The organism is Lacticaseibacillus sp. 22, from assembly GCF_055413445.1.
The window spans coordinates 19,608-36,248 of the sequence record NZ_JBVAYD010000021.1 but is presented as its reverse complement, the minus strand read 5'-3'; the positions used below and the strand labels follow the sequence as shown (position 1 = coordinate 36,248).

Here is a 16,641-nt window from a genome sequence, read left to right as displayed (position 1 = left end):
ATGGCAGGCGCATATATCCACATACCGTTTTGCGAGCATATTTGTTACTATTGCGATTTTAATAAGGTGTTTATTGAAGGTCAGCCGGTCGATGATTATGTCGCCATGTTGCTCAAAGAAATGCGCATGGTGATGGCAGAGCATCCAGAAGAAAAAATTGAAACGGTTTATGTTGGCGGTGGCACCCCAACAACGCTGACACCGCAACAGCTTGCCGTTTTGTGCCAAGGTATTCGCGATATTCTTCATTTTGATCACGGTGAATTTACCTTTGAAGCCAATCCCAATGACTTACTGACCACCGACAAGTTACAGGTCTTATACGACTTTGGGGTTAACCGGCTGTCGATTGGCGTGCAGTCGTTTAATGATGATGTCTTGAAGCGCATTGGTCGGATTCACCGAGCGAAGGATGTTTATACGGCGATCGGCAATGCTAGAAAAGTCGGGTTTGACAACTTGTCGATTGATTTGATTTTCCGCCTGCCAGATCAAAGCCGCGATGACTTTTTGAACAGCCTTCAAAAAGCTTTGGCATTGGACTTGCCACATTACTCGACCTATTCATTGATCCTGGAGCGCAAGACGATTTTTTATAATCTGATGCGTCAAGGGAAGCTGCGGTTGCCGACGCAAGACGTTGAAGCTGATATGTACCAAGATGCCATTGATTTAATGGAAGCTCACGGACGGCATCAATATGAAATTAGTAATTTTGCCAAAACAGGGTACCAATGTCGCCACAATCTACTTTATTGGCAAAATGATAAATATTTTGGCTTCGGGGCAGGCGCATTTGGCTATCTTGGTCGTGACCGGTATCATAATTATGGGCCGATCAAACAGTATCTGGCACCGTTGCATGCCGACCATTTACCGGTTCTGGCCCATCATTTAGTACCGGTTTCTGAGCAAATTGAGGAAGAAATGTTCCTTGGCTTACGCACCATGGCAGGCGTCAATGAAGATCGTTTTTATAGCCGCTATCATATGACGGTCGATGCAGTTTATGGCGAGACGGTTCCGGAGCTGGAAAGCCAAGGGTTAATCGAGCGCCAAAATGGTTATATTCGACTGACGAATCGCGGTAAGTTTTTGGGAAATGAGGTTTTCCAACAATTCCTACTTGATGAGCCACTGGTCTAATGATGAATCATGCTTCGGATATGACCAAAAATCTAACCGTAGTTGGCTGTTTGATGCAACATTTTAGCAATCCTACCTTGACTTTGCTAACGGCGCTTGGTATATTATTCAGTGTATTAGCACTCGTGTAAAACGAGTGCTAAAGGTGAGGTGAGAAAATGTTGACGAAACGGCAATTGCTCGTCTTAAAAGAAATCATCCGCCTGTTTACTGAAAGTGGGCAGCCGGTCGGTTCCAAGACGTTAATGCAGGAACTGCCGGTTCATGTCAGTTCCGCCACGATCCGCAATGATATGGCATCGCTGGAAGACGCCGGTTTGATCACCAAGACTCATAGCAGTTCCGGTCGAGTACCCTCGACTCAAGGCTATCGCTACTATCTTGATCATCTGGTCGAGCCAGTGCGTGTTTCCCACCGTGAACTAGCCACGATCAAGCAAGCATTCGGTCAACGCTACAATAAGATGGATGAAATTGTGGCGCAAAGTGCGCAGATTTTATCCAATCTGACCAGTTACACGGCGATCAGCTTAGGGCCAGAAGTGAATAACATTAAATTGACCGGATTTCGCCTTGTACCGTTGGGCAATCACCAGGTTATGGCGATTTTAGTGACGAACAACGGCAATGTTGAAAATCAGGTTTTCACCGTTCCTGAAAGCATCTCATCTGACGAGCTGGAAAAGGCGATTCGCATTGTCAATGATCAGCTGGTCGGTTTGCCGCTTATTCAAGTTGCTCAGCGGCTAAAGACTGATGTTCCGTCGATGCTGATGCAGTATCTGACCAGTCCTGAAGGCTTCCTGGATATCTTCGGTAATGTCTTAAAGTCCGCCGCTTCAGAGCGTTTCTATGTGGGTGGCCGCTTAAATTTAATGGACTATCTCGGCGACTCGGATATTCACGAGTTGAAAAAGATTATGTCCTTGATTGATGCTGATCATGGTGATCTTACTGAACTGCTTGGCGGACCGGTTCGCCAAACGCCGGTTACGGTTCGTCTAGGCCCGGAGTTAAAGCCAATTGATCTGGCCAATCTCAGCTTGATTACCGCCAGTTATGATGTCGGTGACCACGGCACGGGAATGATTGCCCTATTAGGGCCAACCCAGATGCCGTATTCCAAGATGATCGGACTGTTGGATGTTTTCCGAGAGGAGCTGGCTAAACGGTTGACGGACTATTACGCCAACTTTGATCAATGATAGATGATAACAAGCATCTGTTAACGTGAACCAATTGCGCGAATAGATGTGGTTAAAAGGGAGGATACCATGGCAGAACAAAAAGCAAAGCAGACTGCTGCAGATACCGCCAAAGACGCCAAGCACGCTGCTGACACGCCAGAGACTTCGCTAAAAGAAGAAATTCTGCAGGAAAGCATTGCTGATCTTAATGAGCAATTGAAAACCAGCAAGCATGATGGTGAACAACTGAAGCAAGAGCGTGATGCATTCGAAGACAAGTATTTGCGCGCAGCTGCAGAGATTCAAAACATGAATGCGCGGTTCGAAAAAGAGCAGCAAAAAATGTTGAAATATGACGGCCAGAAGTTAGCCAAGGCGATTTTGCCGGTAGTTGACAATCTAGAGCGTGCGCTTGCAACCGAAGCCAAAGATGACAGTGCGGCCTCACTCAAAAAAGGTGTGCAGATGGTTTACGATCATCTGGAACGCGCCTTGAAGGAAAATGGCATCACTGCGATTGATGGTGCTGGCGACAAGTTTGATCCGAATACCCAACAGGCAGTACAAACCGTGGCGGCGGACGACAAACATCCCGCTGACACGGTCGCGCAGGTGTTACAAAAAGGGTATTATCTCAAGGATCGGGTTCTGCGCCCTGCTATGGTCGTTGTCGCTAAATAATTAATCTGAAATAAAGAAGGTATAAAAATATGAGTAAAGTTATTGGTATTGACTTAGGAACCACCAACTCTGCAGTTGCGGTTTTGGAAGGCAATCAGCCAAAAATCATCACCAACCCGGAAGGCAATCGCACCACGCCATCTGTTGTCGCATTTAAAGATGGTGAAATCCAAGTTGGTGAAGTGGCAAAACGCCAGGCGATCACTAATCCGGATACCATCGTGTCAATTAAGCGTCACATGGGCGAAGCTAACTATAAAGTTAAGGTTGGCGATAAAGAATACACCCCGCAAGAAATTTCAGCGATGATTCTACAGTACATCAAGAAATTTTCTGAAGACTATCTGGGCGAACCGGTTAAAGATGCGGTTATCACAGTTCCGGCTTACTTTAACGACAGTCAGCGTCAGGCAACCAAGGATGCCGGTAAGATCGCTGGTTTGAATGTTCAACGGATTATCAACGAACCAACCGCGTCAGCCTTGGCTTATGGTCTGGATAAAGGCGACAAAGACGAAAAGATTTTGGTTTACGACCTTGGCGGCGGGACATTTGATGTTTCCATCCTGCAGTTAGGTGATGGTGTCTTCGAAGTGCTGTCAACCAATGGCGATACTCATTTAGGCGGGGATGATTTTGATAACAAGATCATCGACTGGCTTGTTTCCGAATTCAAAAAGGATAACAACATTGACCTGTCTAAAGACAAAATGGCAATGCAACGCCTGAAGGATGCAGCCGAAAAAGCTAAGAAGGATCTTTCCGGTGTGACCCAGACGCAAATCAGCTTGCCATTTATTTCTGCCGGCCCCAACGGCCCATTGCACTTGGAACGCACTTTAACCCGTGCACAATTTGACGAAATGACCGCCGACTTGGTTGCTAAGACCAAGGTGCCAGTTGAAAATGCGCTGAAAGATGCTAAATTGACGAATGCAGATATTGACAAAGTAATCTTAAATGGTGGTTCAACACGGATCCCTGCTGTTCAACAAGCAGTTAAGGAATGGACTGGCAAAGATCCGGACCACAGCATCAACCCAGACGAAGCGGTTGCGCTAGGTGCTGCCGTTCAGGGTGGTGTCATTTCCGGTGACGTGAAGGATGTTGTTTTGCTGGATGTTACGCCGCTGTCATTAGGGATTGAAACCATGGGCGGTGTCTTCACCAAGCTGATCGACCGCAACACCACCATTCCAACTTCTAAGAGTCAGGTATTCTCAACTGCTGCGGACAATCAACCAGCTGTCGATATTCACGTGCTTCAAGGTGAACGTCCAATGGCGGCAGATGACAAGACACTTGGCCGCTTTGAATTGACCGACATTCCGCCAGCACCACGTGGCGTTCCGCAAATCGAAGTCAAGTTTGACATTGATAAGAACGGGATCGTTCAGGTATCGGCAAAGGACCTTGGTACTGGCAAGTCACAAAACATCACGATCAAGAGTTCCAGCGGCTTGTCTGACGAAGAAATCGAGCGCATGAAGAAGGAAGCTGAAGAAAATGCTGAAGCCGACGAGAAGCGCAAAGAAGAAGTCGATTTGAAGAACGATGTCGACCAATTACTCTTCCAGACAGATAAGACCCTGAAAGATGTTGACGGCAAGGTTCCGGAAGAGGATGTCAAGAAAGTCAAGGATGCGCAAGAAGCACTGAAGAAAGCGCAACAGGAAAACAATCTTGATGACATGAAGCAAAAGCGGGACGACTTGAACAAGCTGGTTCAGGATATGACCGTTAAGTTGTATGAAAATGCCCAAAAGAATCAACAAGCCCAGGGTGGCGCAACGAGTGGCGCAGCCCAAGGTACGGCTGATGACAAGAAGTCGGATGATGACACCATTAATGGTGACTACAAGGATGTTTCCGACGACGATAAGAAATAAGGCATCAGTTCATTAGCAAAAAGCCGAAGCCGCGGCGCGGTTTTGGCTTTTTGTTTGAATTATGCTATGCTAAGTTGGCATTTTCAGTCACGATCTGAATCGAGGAGGAACTATGGCGGATCAGAAAGATTATTATGAGACGCTCGGTGTGAGCCGGGATGCCGATGATGATACAATTCGTAAAGCGTTTCGCAAGCTTTCCAAAAAATATCATCCCGATCTTAATCACGCACCCGGTGCCGAGCAAAAGTTTAAGGAAGTCAACGAAGCCTATCAGGTCCTGTCTGATCCCCAAAAGCGTGCCGCATATGACCAATATGGGTCTGCTGATGGTCCGCAGGGATTCGGCAATGGTGGTCAAGCCGGCGGGTTTAGTGACTTCGGTGGCGGTCAAGGCGGTTTCGGCGGCTTTGACGACATTTTCAGTCAATTCTTTGGCGGCGCTGGCGGTGGTGCACAGGCGAACCCTTCTGCACCGCGGCAAGGAGCCGACTTACAGTATCGGATGGATTTGACTTTTGAAGAAGCGATTTTTGGAAAAGATACCAAGATTTCCTATGATCGTGAAGCTGTTTGTCATACTTGTCATGGTAGTGGTGCCAAACCGGGAACCAGTCCGGTAACCTGCCACAAGTGTCATGGTAGCGGTTATATTCAGGTACAACGCAATACGGCATTTGGCGCAATGATGACCCGCCAAGTTTGTGATGTCTGCGGTGGAACCGGTAAAGAAATTAAAGAAAAGTGCCCAACCTGCCATGGTACCGGTCACGAACAGGAACGGCATACGATTGATGTTAAAGTTCCGGCCGGTGTTGAAGACGGTCAGCAAATGCGCTTGCAACAAGCTGGTGAAGCAGGAACCAATGGCGGACCATATGGGGACTTATACATCGTTTTCCGAGTCGCGCCAAGCAAGAAGTATCAACGTGATGGCGCCGAGATCTACCTGACGATTCCGTTAAGTTTTGCTCAGGCAGCTTTGGGTGATGAAATCAAAGTTGACACGGTTCACGGACCGGTTGAGTTAAAAATTCCAGCCGGCACGCAAAGTCAAACCAAATTCAGACTCCGCGGTAAAGGTGCTCCACGGCTGCGCGGTAACGGTACCGGTGATGAAATTGTGACCGTTGAGATTCAAACACCTAAGCACTTAAACGAAAAGCAAAAAGCTGCTCTGATGCAATTTGCAGCAGCTAGTGGTGAAGATGTCACACCACACAATGGGACGCTGTTTGACCGTGTTAAAGAAGCGTTTAAAGGCGGTAAGTAGGTTACACGCCTAGTCACTATCAATTGCACAAAACTGGTCCAAATATCGAAAAATCGGTCTTAGAAGTTAAGGCCGATTTTTTTAATGTGGTGAGCACTTTTGACGTATCAGCGTCTAGGTGAACCTTATAATGATGCCAACTTAAGCAGCCAGGCTTGCAAGTGTATGAGGCCTTAACCGCTTGATTCGTTAAATACCAGCTTCTACCCGTGTCCGATACGCTCTGCTATAATAAGAACCAAACGATCGCTTAGAAAGTAGGCACTATTTATATGAATCATGAAGAAATGCTGGAACGGCAAAAGCATATCCGCAATTTTTCAATTATTGCCCATATTGATCATGGCAAATCCACGCTTGCGGATCGCATTCTGGAGTTGACAGACACCATTGCCAAGCGGGATATGCAGGCGCAAGTTCTGGACGATATGGCACTTGAGCGGGAACGCGGGATTACGATTAAGCTCAATGCGGTCGAACTGCACTATAAAGCCAATAATGGCGAAACGTATATTTTCCATTTGATTGATACGCCGGGGCATGTCGATTTTAGTTATGAAGTTAGTCGCAGTCTTGCTGCCTGTGAAGGGGCCTTGCTTGTGGTGGATGCCACGCAAGGTGTTGAAGCTCAGACGCTTGCTAATGTGTACTTGGCGATTGATGACGACCTTGAAATCATTCCGGTGATCAATAAGGTTGACTTGCCTAGTGCCCAGCCTGATGTTGTTAAAGAAGAGATTGAAGAGATGATCGGCTTAGACGCTTCTGACGCCATTTTGGCCAGTGGTAAAACCGGCTTGGGAGTTCCTGAAATTCTTGAGCGCATCGTCTCAGACATTCCGGCTCCTTCTGGCGATGTTAACGCGCCGTTGCAAGCGTTGATCTTTGATTCCGTTTATGATGATTATCGCGGTGTTGTCCTTGATGTTCGGGTTAAAGAAGGACAAGTTAAGGTCGGCGATACGATCCAGCTGATGAGCAATGGCAAGCAGTTTCAGGTTACTGAAGTCGGCGTGATGTCACCTAAAGCAGTGAAACGCGATTTTCTAATGGTCGGGGATGTCGGTTATATCACGGCCTCAATTAAGACGATTCAGGATACGCGCGTGGGGGACACGGTGACGCTGGCAGACCGCCCGGCAGCAGCCCCGCTGAAAGGGTATCGTAAAATCACGCCAATGGTCTATTCAGGCCTGTTTCCAGTAGATAACGCGAAATTCAATGACTTGCGCGAGGCATTGGAAAAGTTGCAACTCAACGATGCTGCGCTTGAATTTGAGCCGGAAACGTCCCAGGCACTCGGGTTTGGGTTCCGTTGTGGGTTCTTGGGCCTCTTGCATATGGATGTGGTTCAGGAACGGCTGGAACGCGATTACGGTCTCGATTTGATCATGACCGCACCGAGCGTGGACTATCAGGTAGCGTTAACAGATGGTTCGGAAAAAACGATCGACAACCCGGCTGAAATGCCCGATGCAAGTGAGATTAAAGAGATCCGCGAACCTTATGTGAAAGCATCGATCATGGTACCTAACGATTATGTCGGACCGGTCATGGAGCTGTCACAACGTAAACGGGGCGAATTTGTGACAATGGATTATTTAGATAAGTATCGCGTGAATGTCATCTACGAATTGCCATTGTCCGAAATTATTTACGATTTCTTTGATGATCTAAAAAGCAGTACCAAAGGCTATGCAAGTCTTGATTATGAGATCATCGGGTATCGGCAAAGTGATCTGGTTAAAATGGACATTTTACTGAATGGTGATCCAGTTGATGCATTAAGCACCATTGTTCATAAAGATTTCGCCTTTGAACGCGGCAAAGCGATTGTTGCGCGCCTGAAAACCACCATTCCGCGGCAGCAGTTTGAAATCCCGATCCAGGCTGCTATCGGGAATAAAATTATCGCTCGTAGTACGGTTAAAGCTTATCGTAAAAACGTCTTGGCCAAATGTTACGGTGGCGATATCACCCGGAAGCGCAAGTTACTCGAGAAGCAAAAAGCGGGTAAGAAGCGGATGAAGGCGGTTGGGTCTGTCGAGGTTCCACAAGAGGCGTTTATGAGCATTCTTAAAATGAACGACGAAGAAAGTCGCGGTAAATAGCGCTCTCGAGAAGTTTTGACTGGTGAAATTTTAATCATTAGCGATTTCTTGCCAACATTTTGCCAACATGAGCTTTAAATGTAGGCAGTTTTACATCTAATAAATTGTTATTTTATGGTGAATATTCCACTTGTGGTTACAAAACAGGCACGCAAGAGGCAAAATAGTCAGCCTACTGGGTGCCTGTTTTTGATTTACTGATTTTATCAGTCTTTGCGATGCTCCTGAACCATGTCCTTTGCTTTGTGGGCGAGTTGGCGTTCAGGCTTAAACAGTTGATACGCGCCATAAGAGACCAGCCCGCCGATTGCGGTGAGACCAAAAACGAGGACATAGATGGTGGCATCTAGTGTCGGATGCGGAATGTCTTCGAGTTTTCCGGTTACTTTCTTTTCAGCTAATGTTGTTCGTTGTTTGAGCCGCATACTTGTCACCTCGTTTGAACAACCGGATAAACGGTATGAAATTCTTCGATAACGACCATCGAGGATTCGGGATCGAATTGAAGGCCATTTGCCTGATATTCACGGCGGAAGAAGGCTTCATGGGCGCGGCGCCAACTTGCTAACGACTGGGAGCCTTCACCTTCGCGTTTGGCAATGACAGCATCGACTTTTTCAAATGGCGTGATAAAGACATTATCCGTGAAAGTCAGCGCCACTGGTCGATCATGACGATCAAGGATAATGTTGTAGACGCCGGCTATCGGTAATGGGTCCTGCTCGATGGTATAAAGCTCAAACCCACTTGAAGTCGCAGTTTTCTTGCCCGCTTTAACCAGGTCAGCAAGTTCATCTGCCAGTTCAGGGCTGCCAAGTTGATAGGCATCCTCGTAAGTGACAGCGGGTAAATCCAATGCCGCTTTCGCCGTCGCAAAAAAATCGTCAAGTACTTGTTGGTCAGCCATGGCTTCCACGTCCTTTCTTTATCATCATTATCACATAATTAGCACGTATCTGCATGGTTGTCACACTAAAAAAATCAACCTGGCTTGGTTAGGTGCTTTTTGGAGGCAATTGATGTCATGGACACAAAGACTGCTGCTAGCAAACAAGCAAACTAAAATAAAAAATCGACACTGGTAAACAGCGCCGATTTTTTAGAATTTGCTTTAGAAAACCTGTTCATCGACTTTGCGCATGACAATCTTTGGAACAGTCAAGCCAAGTTCATTTGCTAAGGTCTTCATTGCTTCTTCACGGGTTTTGATTTTATCCATATCCCAGATGATGTTGGCAATGCGGCCATTTTCATAATCAAAAGGTTCCTCGTAGAAATAGTCATCGTCTTTGTCTTGGTGCAGCTTAGCGGAAACCTTTTTTGACAATGCCCGCGTATAATCGCGATCGATCATTTCCGGAACGTCTTTTTCGGTTACGTAGCCGACCTGTTCAATTTTTTTGGCGGCCTTATCGACAGCCTCATCGGAAACTGTAATCTTCTTGCCCGCCTTTTCATTGAATTGGTCTTGAGATTTTGCCATGGTACTTCCTCCTTAAGTCGTTATCGCGAAAAAGAGCTAGTCCACCATGACCGGTCACAGTCAAGCGGACTAAGATCACACGGTAACGCTTTGTCTAATAACGGCAATACAGCACTAACTGCTTGCCTGTTTGAAGTCGCTGACTGGAGTTGGGCTTGTTAACAACTTAATTATATCACGCTTTTGATGACCTGAACGGGTTGGTTAGCGGAAACGGCCGCCCCTTTTGCTAAGTTGACGAAAACTTGGCGCAAGCGGTTAATTCAAACGGGTTTGTTTGGTATACTGAATCGGTTAGAAAGGAACGAAAACATATGACGCAGTATCGATGGCAACTTGCAGAACAACCAGATCCGGCAACGACACAACAATTGAGCCAGACATTGGCAGTCCCGCCGTTTTTGGCGACTTTGTTGTGGCAACGTGGCATCAAAGACAAGGCAGAGTATGAAGCCTTTGTGCACCCGGACATTAGTCGGTTGCACGATCCGTTTGCCTTACACGATATGGATAAAGCGGTTGCCAGGATTTTGGAAGCAATTGAGCAAAATCAAAAAATTACGATTTATGGTGACTATGACGTTGATGGCTTAACCAGCAGCTCGATCATGTTGGAGACCCTGCAAAGCCTAGGTGCCGAGCCTGATGTTTTTATTCCGGATCGGTTTACTGACGGCTATGGACCCAATGCGGAAGTTTACGCCTACTTGCAAAAAACCGGCACGCAATTGGTCATTACAGTCGATAACGGGGTTGCCGGTGCAGATGTCATTGATCCCGCCCAAGCAGCTGGCATGGACGTTGTGGTTACGGATCACCATGAGTTGCCTGAAACACTTCCGCATGCCGTAGCGGTCGTCCATCCCCGCCATCCTGAGGGGCACTATCCGTTTGGCGATCTTTCGGGTGCAGGTGTTGCTTTCAAAGTGGCAACGGCCTTACTTGGCGAGCCGCCGCTAGAGAGCATTGATCTGGCAGCATTAGGCACGATTGCCGATTTGGTTAAGCTAACCGATGAGAATCGGATCATCGCCCAGTTAGGATTGAAAATGATCCAAACGCAACCGCGCGTCGGACTCGCCGCCATTTTAAAAGAAGCCGGCGTGGCACCGGACACAGTCAATGAAACCACGGTTGGCTTTGTGATTGGTCCGCGGCTGAATGCTTTGGGACGAATGGGTGATGCGAATCCCGGGGTGACATTGTTGACTACCTTTGAAGAGGATGTCGCTGCCGACTTGGCCCAACAAGTCGGCAAGTTAAATCAGGAGCGGCAAGGGTTGGTCAGCAAAATTGCGCAAGAGGCTCTCACCATGGCCCAGACGCCGGAAAATCAAGCGGCTAAAACGCTGCTGCTTGCCAGTAAGGGATGGCATGAAGGAGTTGTTGGGATCGTTGCCAGTAAAGTGGTGGAGGCTACCGGTAAACCAACCTTGATTATGAACATTGCCGATGATGGCGACACGGCAAAAGGTTCTGGCCGTTCGATTGCAGCGTATCACTTGTTTAACGCACTGGAACCGGCTGAGGACAAAATGGTTCATTTTGGCGGGCATCATATGGCAGTTGGGTTAACGGCTAAAACCGCTGAACTATCAGCCATCCATGCGCAAATGGAAGCAGCCGCTGCCACCATGCTCAAGACCGTGCCTAAGCCAGCGCTTCCGATTGCTGCGCGTCTGGAAGTTGGCGACTTAACGCTAGAGCATTATCAATTAATTCGCCAGCTAGCCCCATTTGGACAAGGTAATCCGGAACCGACTTTTTCCGTGCGTCCCCAAGTGGTTCAGAATGTGAAGCCGATCGGTAAGGAAAATGCCCATCTTAGATTTCAAATTGATCAAGGCGTCAATGTCATCGGGTTTGGTTTTGGGTCTGCAGCGGCAACATTAGCTGAGGCTCAAGCTATTAAATTAGCCGTTCAACTGGATCAGAACACCTGGCAAGGAAATACCAGCTTACAACTCATGCTGAAGGATTATGCGGTCAAGCAGCCTCAAGTCGTTGACTGGCGGATGCCGACAGTTGATGGGAGCCAATTCAAGGCGCAACGGAATTACGTCTTCTTTGATGCAAAGGTCAAACAACAATTCGAACATCAATTTTCGTTTGGTGGGCCGACCATGCTAGCTGAGCAAGTCACAACGTCACTGGCTGATGCGGTTTTGGTTGACTTGCCTAAAGATCGTGGCCAGTTGGTGACGGTTATGCAGCACATTCAACTGCCGGTGACGGTCATGTTTTATGGTGCACCCAGTCGGTTAGTGGCAATGCCGACGCGAAGTGAATTTGGTGCTGTTCTGCATTTTCTAAAAGCACATCCCGGCTTTGACAAGCATCATATTCCGGCGATTGCCAAGGCCGTCCATTTGACTGTCCATCAAGTGATCTTGGTGATTCAGGTGTTTTTCGAGCTTGATTTTGTTACAATAGAGGGTGCTTTTATTTCTCCCGTCACGGCACCGGCTAAAAAGCCATTGCAAACCGCCAAAGCTTATGTTGCGCGCGAGGCATTTTTAACGCTTGCACGCCAACTGCAAACCATGCCGCGGGTTCAGCTTGAAACGATGTTGGTGACAGAGCATTCAGACAGTGAGGTAGGATCATGACCATCAATTTTAAAGATTACATCGCCAGTGTGAAAGATTTTCCGGAACCGGGGATTATTTTCCGCGATATTTCGCCTTTGATGGCTGACGGTAAAGCTTATGCGGCTGCGACAGACGAAATTGCCGCCTATGCCCAAGACAAAGGGGTCGAAATGATTGTCGGCCCGGAAGCCCGCGGATTTATTGTTGGTTGTCCTGTGGCGTATAAGCTGGGAATCGGCTTTGCACCGGCACGTAAAAAAGGCAAATTACCGCGGCCAACCGTTAAAGCCAGCTATGATCTTGAATACGGTGAGGCCACACTTTACTTACACAAGGACGCCATTAAACCGAGACAACGGGTACTGGTATGCGATGACTTACTGGCAACTGGCGGCACGATTGCAGCAACAATCCGTCTAGTCGAGCAATTAGGCGGTGTCGTAGTCGGGACAGCCTTTTTGATCGAGCTCAGTGATTTGCATGGGCGCGACAAGATCAAAGATTATGATATGTTCACGTTAATGTCTTACACCGGCGCATGATGGTGGCATTTTCGCGAGCCTTGTTCTAGACTTTTAAGTGAAAGCGTCTGAATGGAAATTTCGTAAGGAGGGATCGCAATGGCTAAACATCATAAGACAGATAAAACCTTGGTCGAAAAAATGTTGGACAAAGCGGGTATTGCCTATGTGCCTTATGAATTTCCGACTGAAGAAGTTGGCGATGTGGCGCAGTTGACGGTTGATCATCTTGATGTTCCGGAACACCAGATTTATAAAACCCTGGTACTAACGGGGAACAAGACGGGACCGGTGATTGGCGTTGTGCCGTTAGATCGGCATGTTGATTATAAAAAGCTGAGTAAGGTTTCCGGTAATCGCAAAGTCGGCATGGTACCGCTGAAAGATCTCATGAAAACGACAGGGTACGAACACGGCGCCAACACACCTATTGGCATTCATGAGCGCCACAAGTATCCGATTTACATCAGTCAAGAAGCCGAAAGTCAGTCGTCAATCATTGTGTCAGCCGGTAAAATCGGTCGTTCTGTTGGCGTTGATCCCAAGGTTTTAGCAAAGTTTGTTGATGCCGAGTTTGCGGATATTGCCACGCAGGACTGAAGAAAGGAGTCGCATATGTTTGCAGCAAATCATAGTCGATTCGCGACTTTTGGCGTTATTTCAAACCTGCCGGGCGAGATCATCGACAGTATTTGGCTCATCATTGATCGCAACTTACAAGGCGTTGTTCCGCTAAATAATCTGTTGCGTTTTGATCTTCAGAACCATCAAGGCAAATTGACGATTCATTTCAGCGAAGAAGGCGCACAAACCGAGATGTCCGTGGATTTGCCGTTTCCATATGATCCCAGTTTTCCGGATACGGTTATGGCCTACGATGATGGGGAGAGTCAGACGATTCTTTTGCCTGAAGAAGGGCATCGTGAATCTTAACTTCAATTGGCGGGCGACACTCGTCAAGCAAAACAGAAAGTCAGCATCGGACCGTGGTTGTTCGGTGCTGTTTTTATGCGGTAGTGGTAGTCATGATGGCACCTGCGAGGTTGTTATAGACGTGAAGGCAGTCAAATGATCGGACTGTTTTAGAAGGAGCCAAGGTAGATGGATATTAGCAATCAATTATATACCGTGCTGAATTCGGAGCAACATTCTCCAGTCGTGATTAGTTTGCCTCACAGCGGAACGTGGATACCGGTGGCGATGAAAAAAGCATTGTTGCCAAATGCCGTTTTAGCCAACACGGATTGGTTTTTACCGGAATTATATGACTTTTTGCCTGCTGCCGGATTTACGACTTTAATCAATCATGTTAACCGGTATGTCGCTGATCCAAATCGGGCGGTGACTTATGATCCGCAGCATGACTATCGCTCGGCAACCGTTTATCAGCGTAACACGTTTGATCATAACCTGTATGCACAGCCGCTGACGATTCCCCAAATACAGGCGCGGGTTTGCTCATATTATCGGCCTTATCGTCAAATGTTGACGACCTTGCTGAACCAGAAAAAATCTGAATTTAGGTATGCGTATTTAGTTGATTTACACAGCTTTGCCCAATACCCTTATTATCCGAACGTGAAGCCCAAGACGATTGTTCTCGGCAATGATCATGATCGGACATCTAGCAAAAGGTTTCGCTTGGCGTTAGCGGATCAGTTCATGACGTATGGTTGGACGGTTGAAGACAATTTTCCTTTTCGTGGCGGTGACATTACCCGCTATTATGGTCATCAGCAAGGTGTCACCGCGATCCAGATTGAGTTGCGGTATGACCAATATATTGCCCACCGATCTTTTGGCGAAGAAGTGCTGACAACGTATCAGTCAGAGGTGTTCAAGCAGGCACAGCAGAAATTGCAGTTTTTGACGGCGTTTTTAGGTCGCTTGCGCTGAGCCACGGCATGGTACATTCGGCATTTTAAGCGGATTGAGTCGCAGTTATTAAGCATCACCAAAAGGAAATCTTCTGTGAACGGGTCAAAATAATAGCTGCCAATTTAATGATTATGCGATACTCTACTTGCGATTGTACTAGAAACATTTTCAAAACGAGTGGGGGAAAGCTTCATGAACTTTTTTGGGAAGAAACAAGAAAGTCCTTCAGGGGATGAAGTGATTGCGGATGGGACGAATGACCTTAGATTCGATGACGCTAAAAGCGATTATCTTTATCTGGATTTGTTGCCAGAAGAAATGCCGGATGAACAATGGGCTAAGATCAAAGTGATGATGAACTTCTTCAAAACTAACCATCACAGTCCCGCTGTTATAACCGGTGATCTTGAACTTGATGCCACGGCACGATTCTTGAATTACCGCGACAAGAAGCAGCTATTTTTGGCGCCGACGTCCTATCATAACTTTTATGATGAACTGCATCATCGTGGAAGTGGTATCAGTCCCCAAGCCAACTTGGCAAGTCAGCTACAAGCACACTTAACGGCCAAAACAGTTCCTGGCAGCAAGAACACCCGATATATGGATGCCGAGAATCAAGTTGTGCTAAAAATCGAGCGTGATAGGAAAAAGCGGGTTCGGCAAATCAGCTATTTTAAAGATGGTCGGTTAACGCGCGAAGATCAGTACGATGATCATGAGCGCTTATTCGTATCGGACTATTATGCGCAAATGCCCAATCTGCAACGCATGACCTTGACTGAACCGCTTTTTCAAACAACGAGCATTCAGGGACTGATCCTAAATCGAAGCGGTGTCGCCGTTGTTAACGGATTACCGTTGACGCAACAATATTGGTTAAACAATTCTGCGGGCGAACCAATTAAACTATTTACAGACATGAATGAGATCTTAGTTTGGTGGCTGGTTAACAATTTTGTGCATACCGACCGCAAACTTTACGTCGATGTTTCAAGTGAGATCTTTCCTGCCTTAGTGCAACTACCTGAAATGCAATCTCACCTTATACCGATTGTCCATGATGGCGCAGATGCAGAAGCGTTGCAGACAATGAGTACCAGCGTGTTCTTAATAAGCCAACAATTTTCAAGTGTTGCTAAGCAGTTGCGACAATCGCGAGACGTTAAGGTTATTGAAAGCTGGTATCAATTCATGAGTTAAGCATCATTAATTAACAGAAAAGCAGTACCGTGATGCATGACATATTGGTTAGCGTTTTAAGAAAAATGATCGATTTGATAATTGGCATAAGCCTGAATCCCGTAAGTTAAGGATTCAGGCTTTTTGTTCGTTATTAGTTTACCTCTTCCTTGGCTATCACAAAGTTGAATTTATATTTAATGAAAATTTTACAGCAAGAGAGTCTTTAATAAGTAGAAGGAGTTAATCGGTTGATTATAAAGGCGGAAATAAACCTGAAACTATTATATTAGAACATTATAGATGCTAAAAAAGTTTAAGACTGGTGAACTTTAATTGTACTCGATTTATTATAAACTATTTTAGAAAAAATGATATAATGGTTATTTTAATACCCTATTAGTACGAAGCCAAAAGCTAATGTTACCGTTTTAAAGACCGGTATAAAGGGGTTATCATTATTTAGAAAATAATTTAATAAAAGTGTGGGCTTGTTATAACAATCGTCATGATATATATTTAGAATCAATTCGAGGACCATTTTAATGCCTATCATAAAATTGGTACTTCGAGTTAATAATATCACTTTTAATCATAAGGGGGATGACAAGGGAATAACGAGCTTATAACATTTGTCGGCATAGTACTGCTAATCCGGCAAAAAAGTTTTTGCGACAGTTGATGCTATCAGCACCCAGC

15 protein-coding genes are annotated in these 16,641 nt (G+C 46.4%); 12 read left to right on the top strand and 3 right to left on the bottom strand.

Going from position 1 to position 16,641, the window contains the following annotated elements:
* The 6 genes from hemW (at position 1) to lepA (ending at position 8,287) form a co-directional block, all read left to right on the top strand.
* On the top strand, positions 1–1,146 hold the full coding sequence (gene hemW, locus ACWP87_RS10040) for a radical SAM family heme chaperone HemW (protein WP_005684298.1): 1,146 nt from the start codon (positions 1–3) through the stop codon (positions 1,144–1,146).
* Between the two features lie 158 nt (positions 1,147–1,304).
* Positions 1,305–2,351 (top strand): heat-inducible transcriptional repressor HrcA, encoded by a 1,047-nt coding sequence (hrcA, locus tag ACWP87_RS10035; RefSeq protein ID WP_005684297.1) that lies wholly within the window; start codon positions 1,305–1,307, stop codon positions 2,349–2,351.
* A 69-nt stretch (positions 2,352–2,420) separates the two neighbouring features.
* A complete protein-coding gene (grpE, locus tag ACWP87_RS10030) occupies positions 2,421–3,014 on the top strand; it encodes a nucleotide exchange factor GrpE (protein ID WP_005684296.1) in 594 nt (197 codons plus the stop codon).
* Between the two features lie 29 nt (positions 3,015–3,043).
* Entirely contained in the window at positions 3,044–4,903 is a 1,860-nt protein-coding gene (dnaK, locus tag ACWP87_RS10025; RefSeq protein WP_005684295.1) for a molecular chaperone DnaK, read from the top strand.
* Positions 4,904–5,015: 112 nt separating this feature from the next.
* On the top strand, positions 5,016–6,176 hold the full coding sequence (gene dnaJ / locus ACWP87_RS10020; protein ID WP_005684294.1) for a molecular chaperone DnaJ: 1,161 nt from the start codon (positions 5,016–5,018) through the stop codon (positions 6,174–6,176).
* A 272-nt stretch (positions 6,177–6,448) separates the two neighbouring features.
* On the top strand, positions 6,449–8,287 hold the full coding sequence (gene lepA / locus ACWP87_RS10015; RefSeq protein WP_005684293.1) for a translation elongation factor 4: 1,839 nt from the start codon (positions 6,449–6,451) through the stop codon (positions 8,285–8,287).
* A gap of 206 nt (positions 8,288–8,493) precedes the next feature.
* Here lepA and ACWP87_RS10010 read toward each other — a convergent pair whose 3' ends face one another.
* The 3 genes from ACWP87_RS10010 to ACWP87_RS10000 form a co-directional block, all read right to left on the bottom strand.
* Positions 8,494–8,712 carry a hypothetical protein gene (locus ACWP87_RS10010; RefSeq protein ID WP_005684291.1) on the bottom strand — a complete coding sequence of 73 codons (219 nt, stop codon included), beginning with the start codon at positions 8,710–8,712 and terminating at the stop codon, positions 8,494–8,496.
* A gap of 5 nt (positions 8,713–8,717) precedes the next feature.
* Positions 8,718–9,194, bottom strand: a complete 477-nt coding sequence (locus ACWP87_RS10005; protein ID WP_014569704.1) for an ASCH domain-containing protein — start codon at positions 9,192–9,194, stop codon at positions 8,718–8,720.
* Positions 9,195–9,398: 204 nt separating this feature from the next.
* Positions 9,399–9,770 (bottom strand): hypothetical protein, encoded by a 372-nt coding sequence (locus ACWP87_RS10000; RefSeq protein ID WP_005684289.1) that lies wholly within the window; start codon positions 9,768–9,770, stop codon positions 9,399–9,401.
* A gap of 314 nt (positions 9,771–10,084) precedes the next feature.
* Between ACWP87_RS10000 and recJ the strand changes: the two genes are divergently transcribed.
* The 6 genes from recJ to ACWP87_RS09970 all read left to right on the top strand — a co-directional run bounded on the left by recJ (position 10,085) and on the right by ACWP87_RS09970 (position 15,963).
* A complete protein-coding gene (gene recJ / locus ACWP87_RS09995) occupies positions 10,085–12,379 on the top strand; it encodes a single-stranded-DNA-specific exonuclease RecJ (protein ID WP_005684288.1) in 2,295 nt (764 codons plus the stop codon).
* The gene (locus tag ACWP87_RS09990; protein ID WP_005684287.1) at positions 12,376–12,903 is read left to right on the top strand and encodes an adenine phosphoribosyltransferase; all 528 of its coding nucleotides are present in this window, start codon (positions 12,376–12,378) and stop codon (positions 12,901–12,903) included. Before recJ ends, ACWP87_RS09990 begins: the two co-directional genes overlap by 4 nt.
* A 78-nt stretch (positions 12,904–12,981) precedes the next feature.
* On the top strand, positions 12,982–13,482 hold the full coding sequence (gene ybaK / locus ACWP87_RS09985) for a Cys-tRNA(Pro) deacylase (protein ID WP_005684286.1): 501 nt from the start codon (positions 12,982–12,984) through the stop codon (positions 13,480–13,482).
* A gap of 15 nt (positions 13,483–13,497) precedes the next feature.
* On the top strand, positions 13,498–13,815 hold the full coding sequence (locus ACWP87_RS09980) for a DUF960 domain-containing protein (protein WP_005684285.1): 318 nt from the start codon (positions 13,498–13,500) through the stop codon (positions 13,813–13,815).
* Positions 13,816–13,983: 168 nt separating this feature from the next.
* Positions 13,984–14,778 carry an N-formylglutamate amidohydrolase gene (locus tag ACWP87_RS09975; protein WP_005684282.1) on the top strand — a complete coding sequence of 265 codons (795 nt, stop codon included), beginning with the start codon at positions 13,984–13,986 and terminating at the stop codon, positions 14,776–14,778.
* A gap of 174 nt (positions 14,779–14,952) precedes the next feature.
* Positions 14,953–15,963: a hypothetical protein gene (locus ACWP87_RS09970; protein ID WP_005684281.1), complete on the top strand. Its 1,011-nt coding sequence runs from the start codon at positions 14,953–14,955 to the stop codon at positions 15,961–15,963.
* The last annotated feature ends 678 nt before the right edge of the window (positions 15,964–16,641 follow it).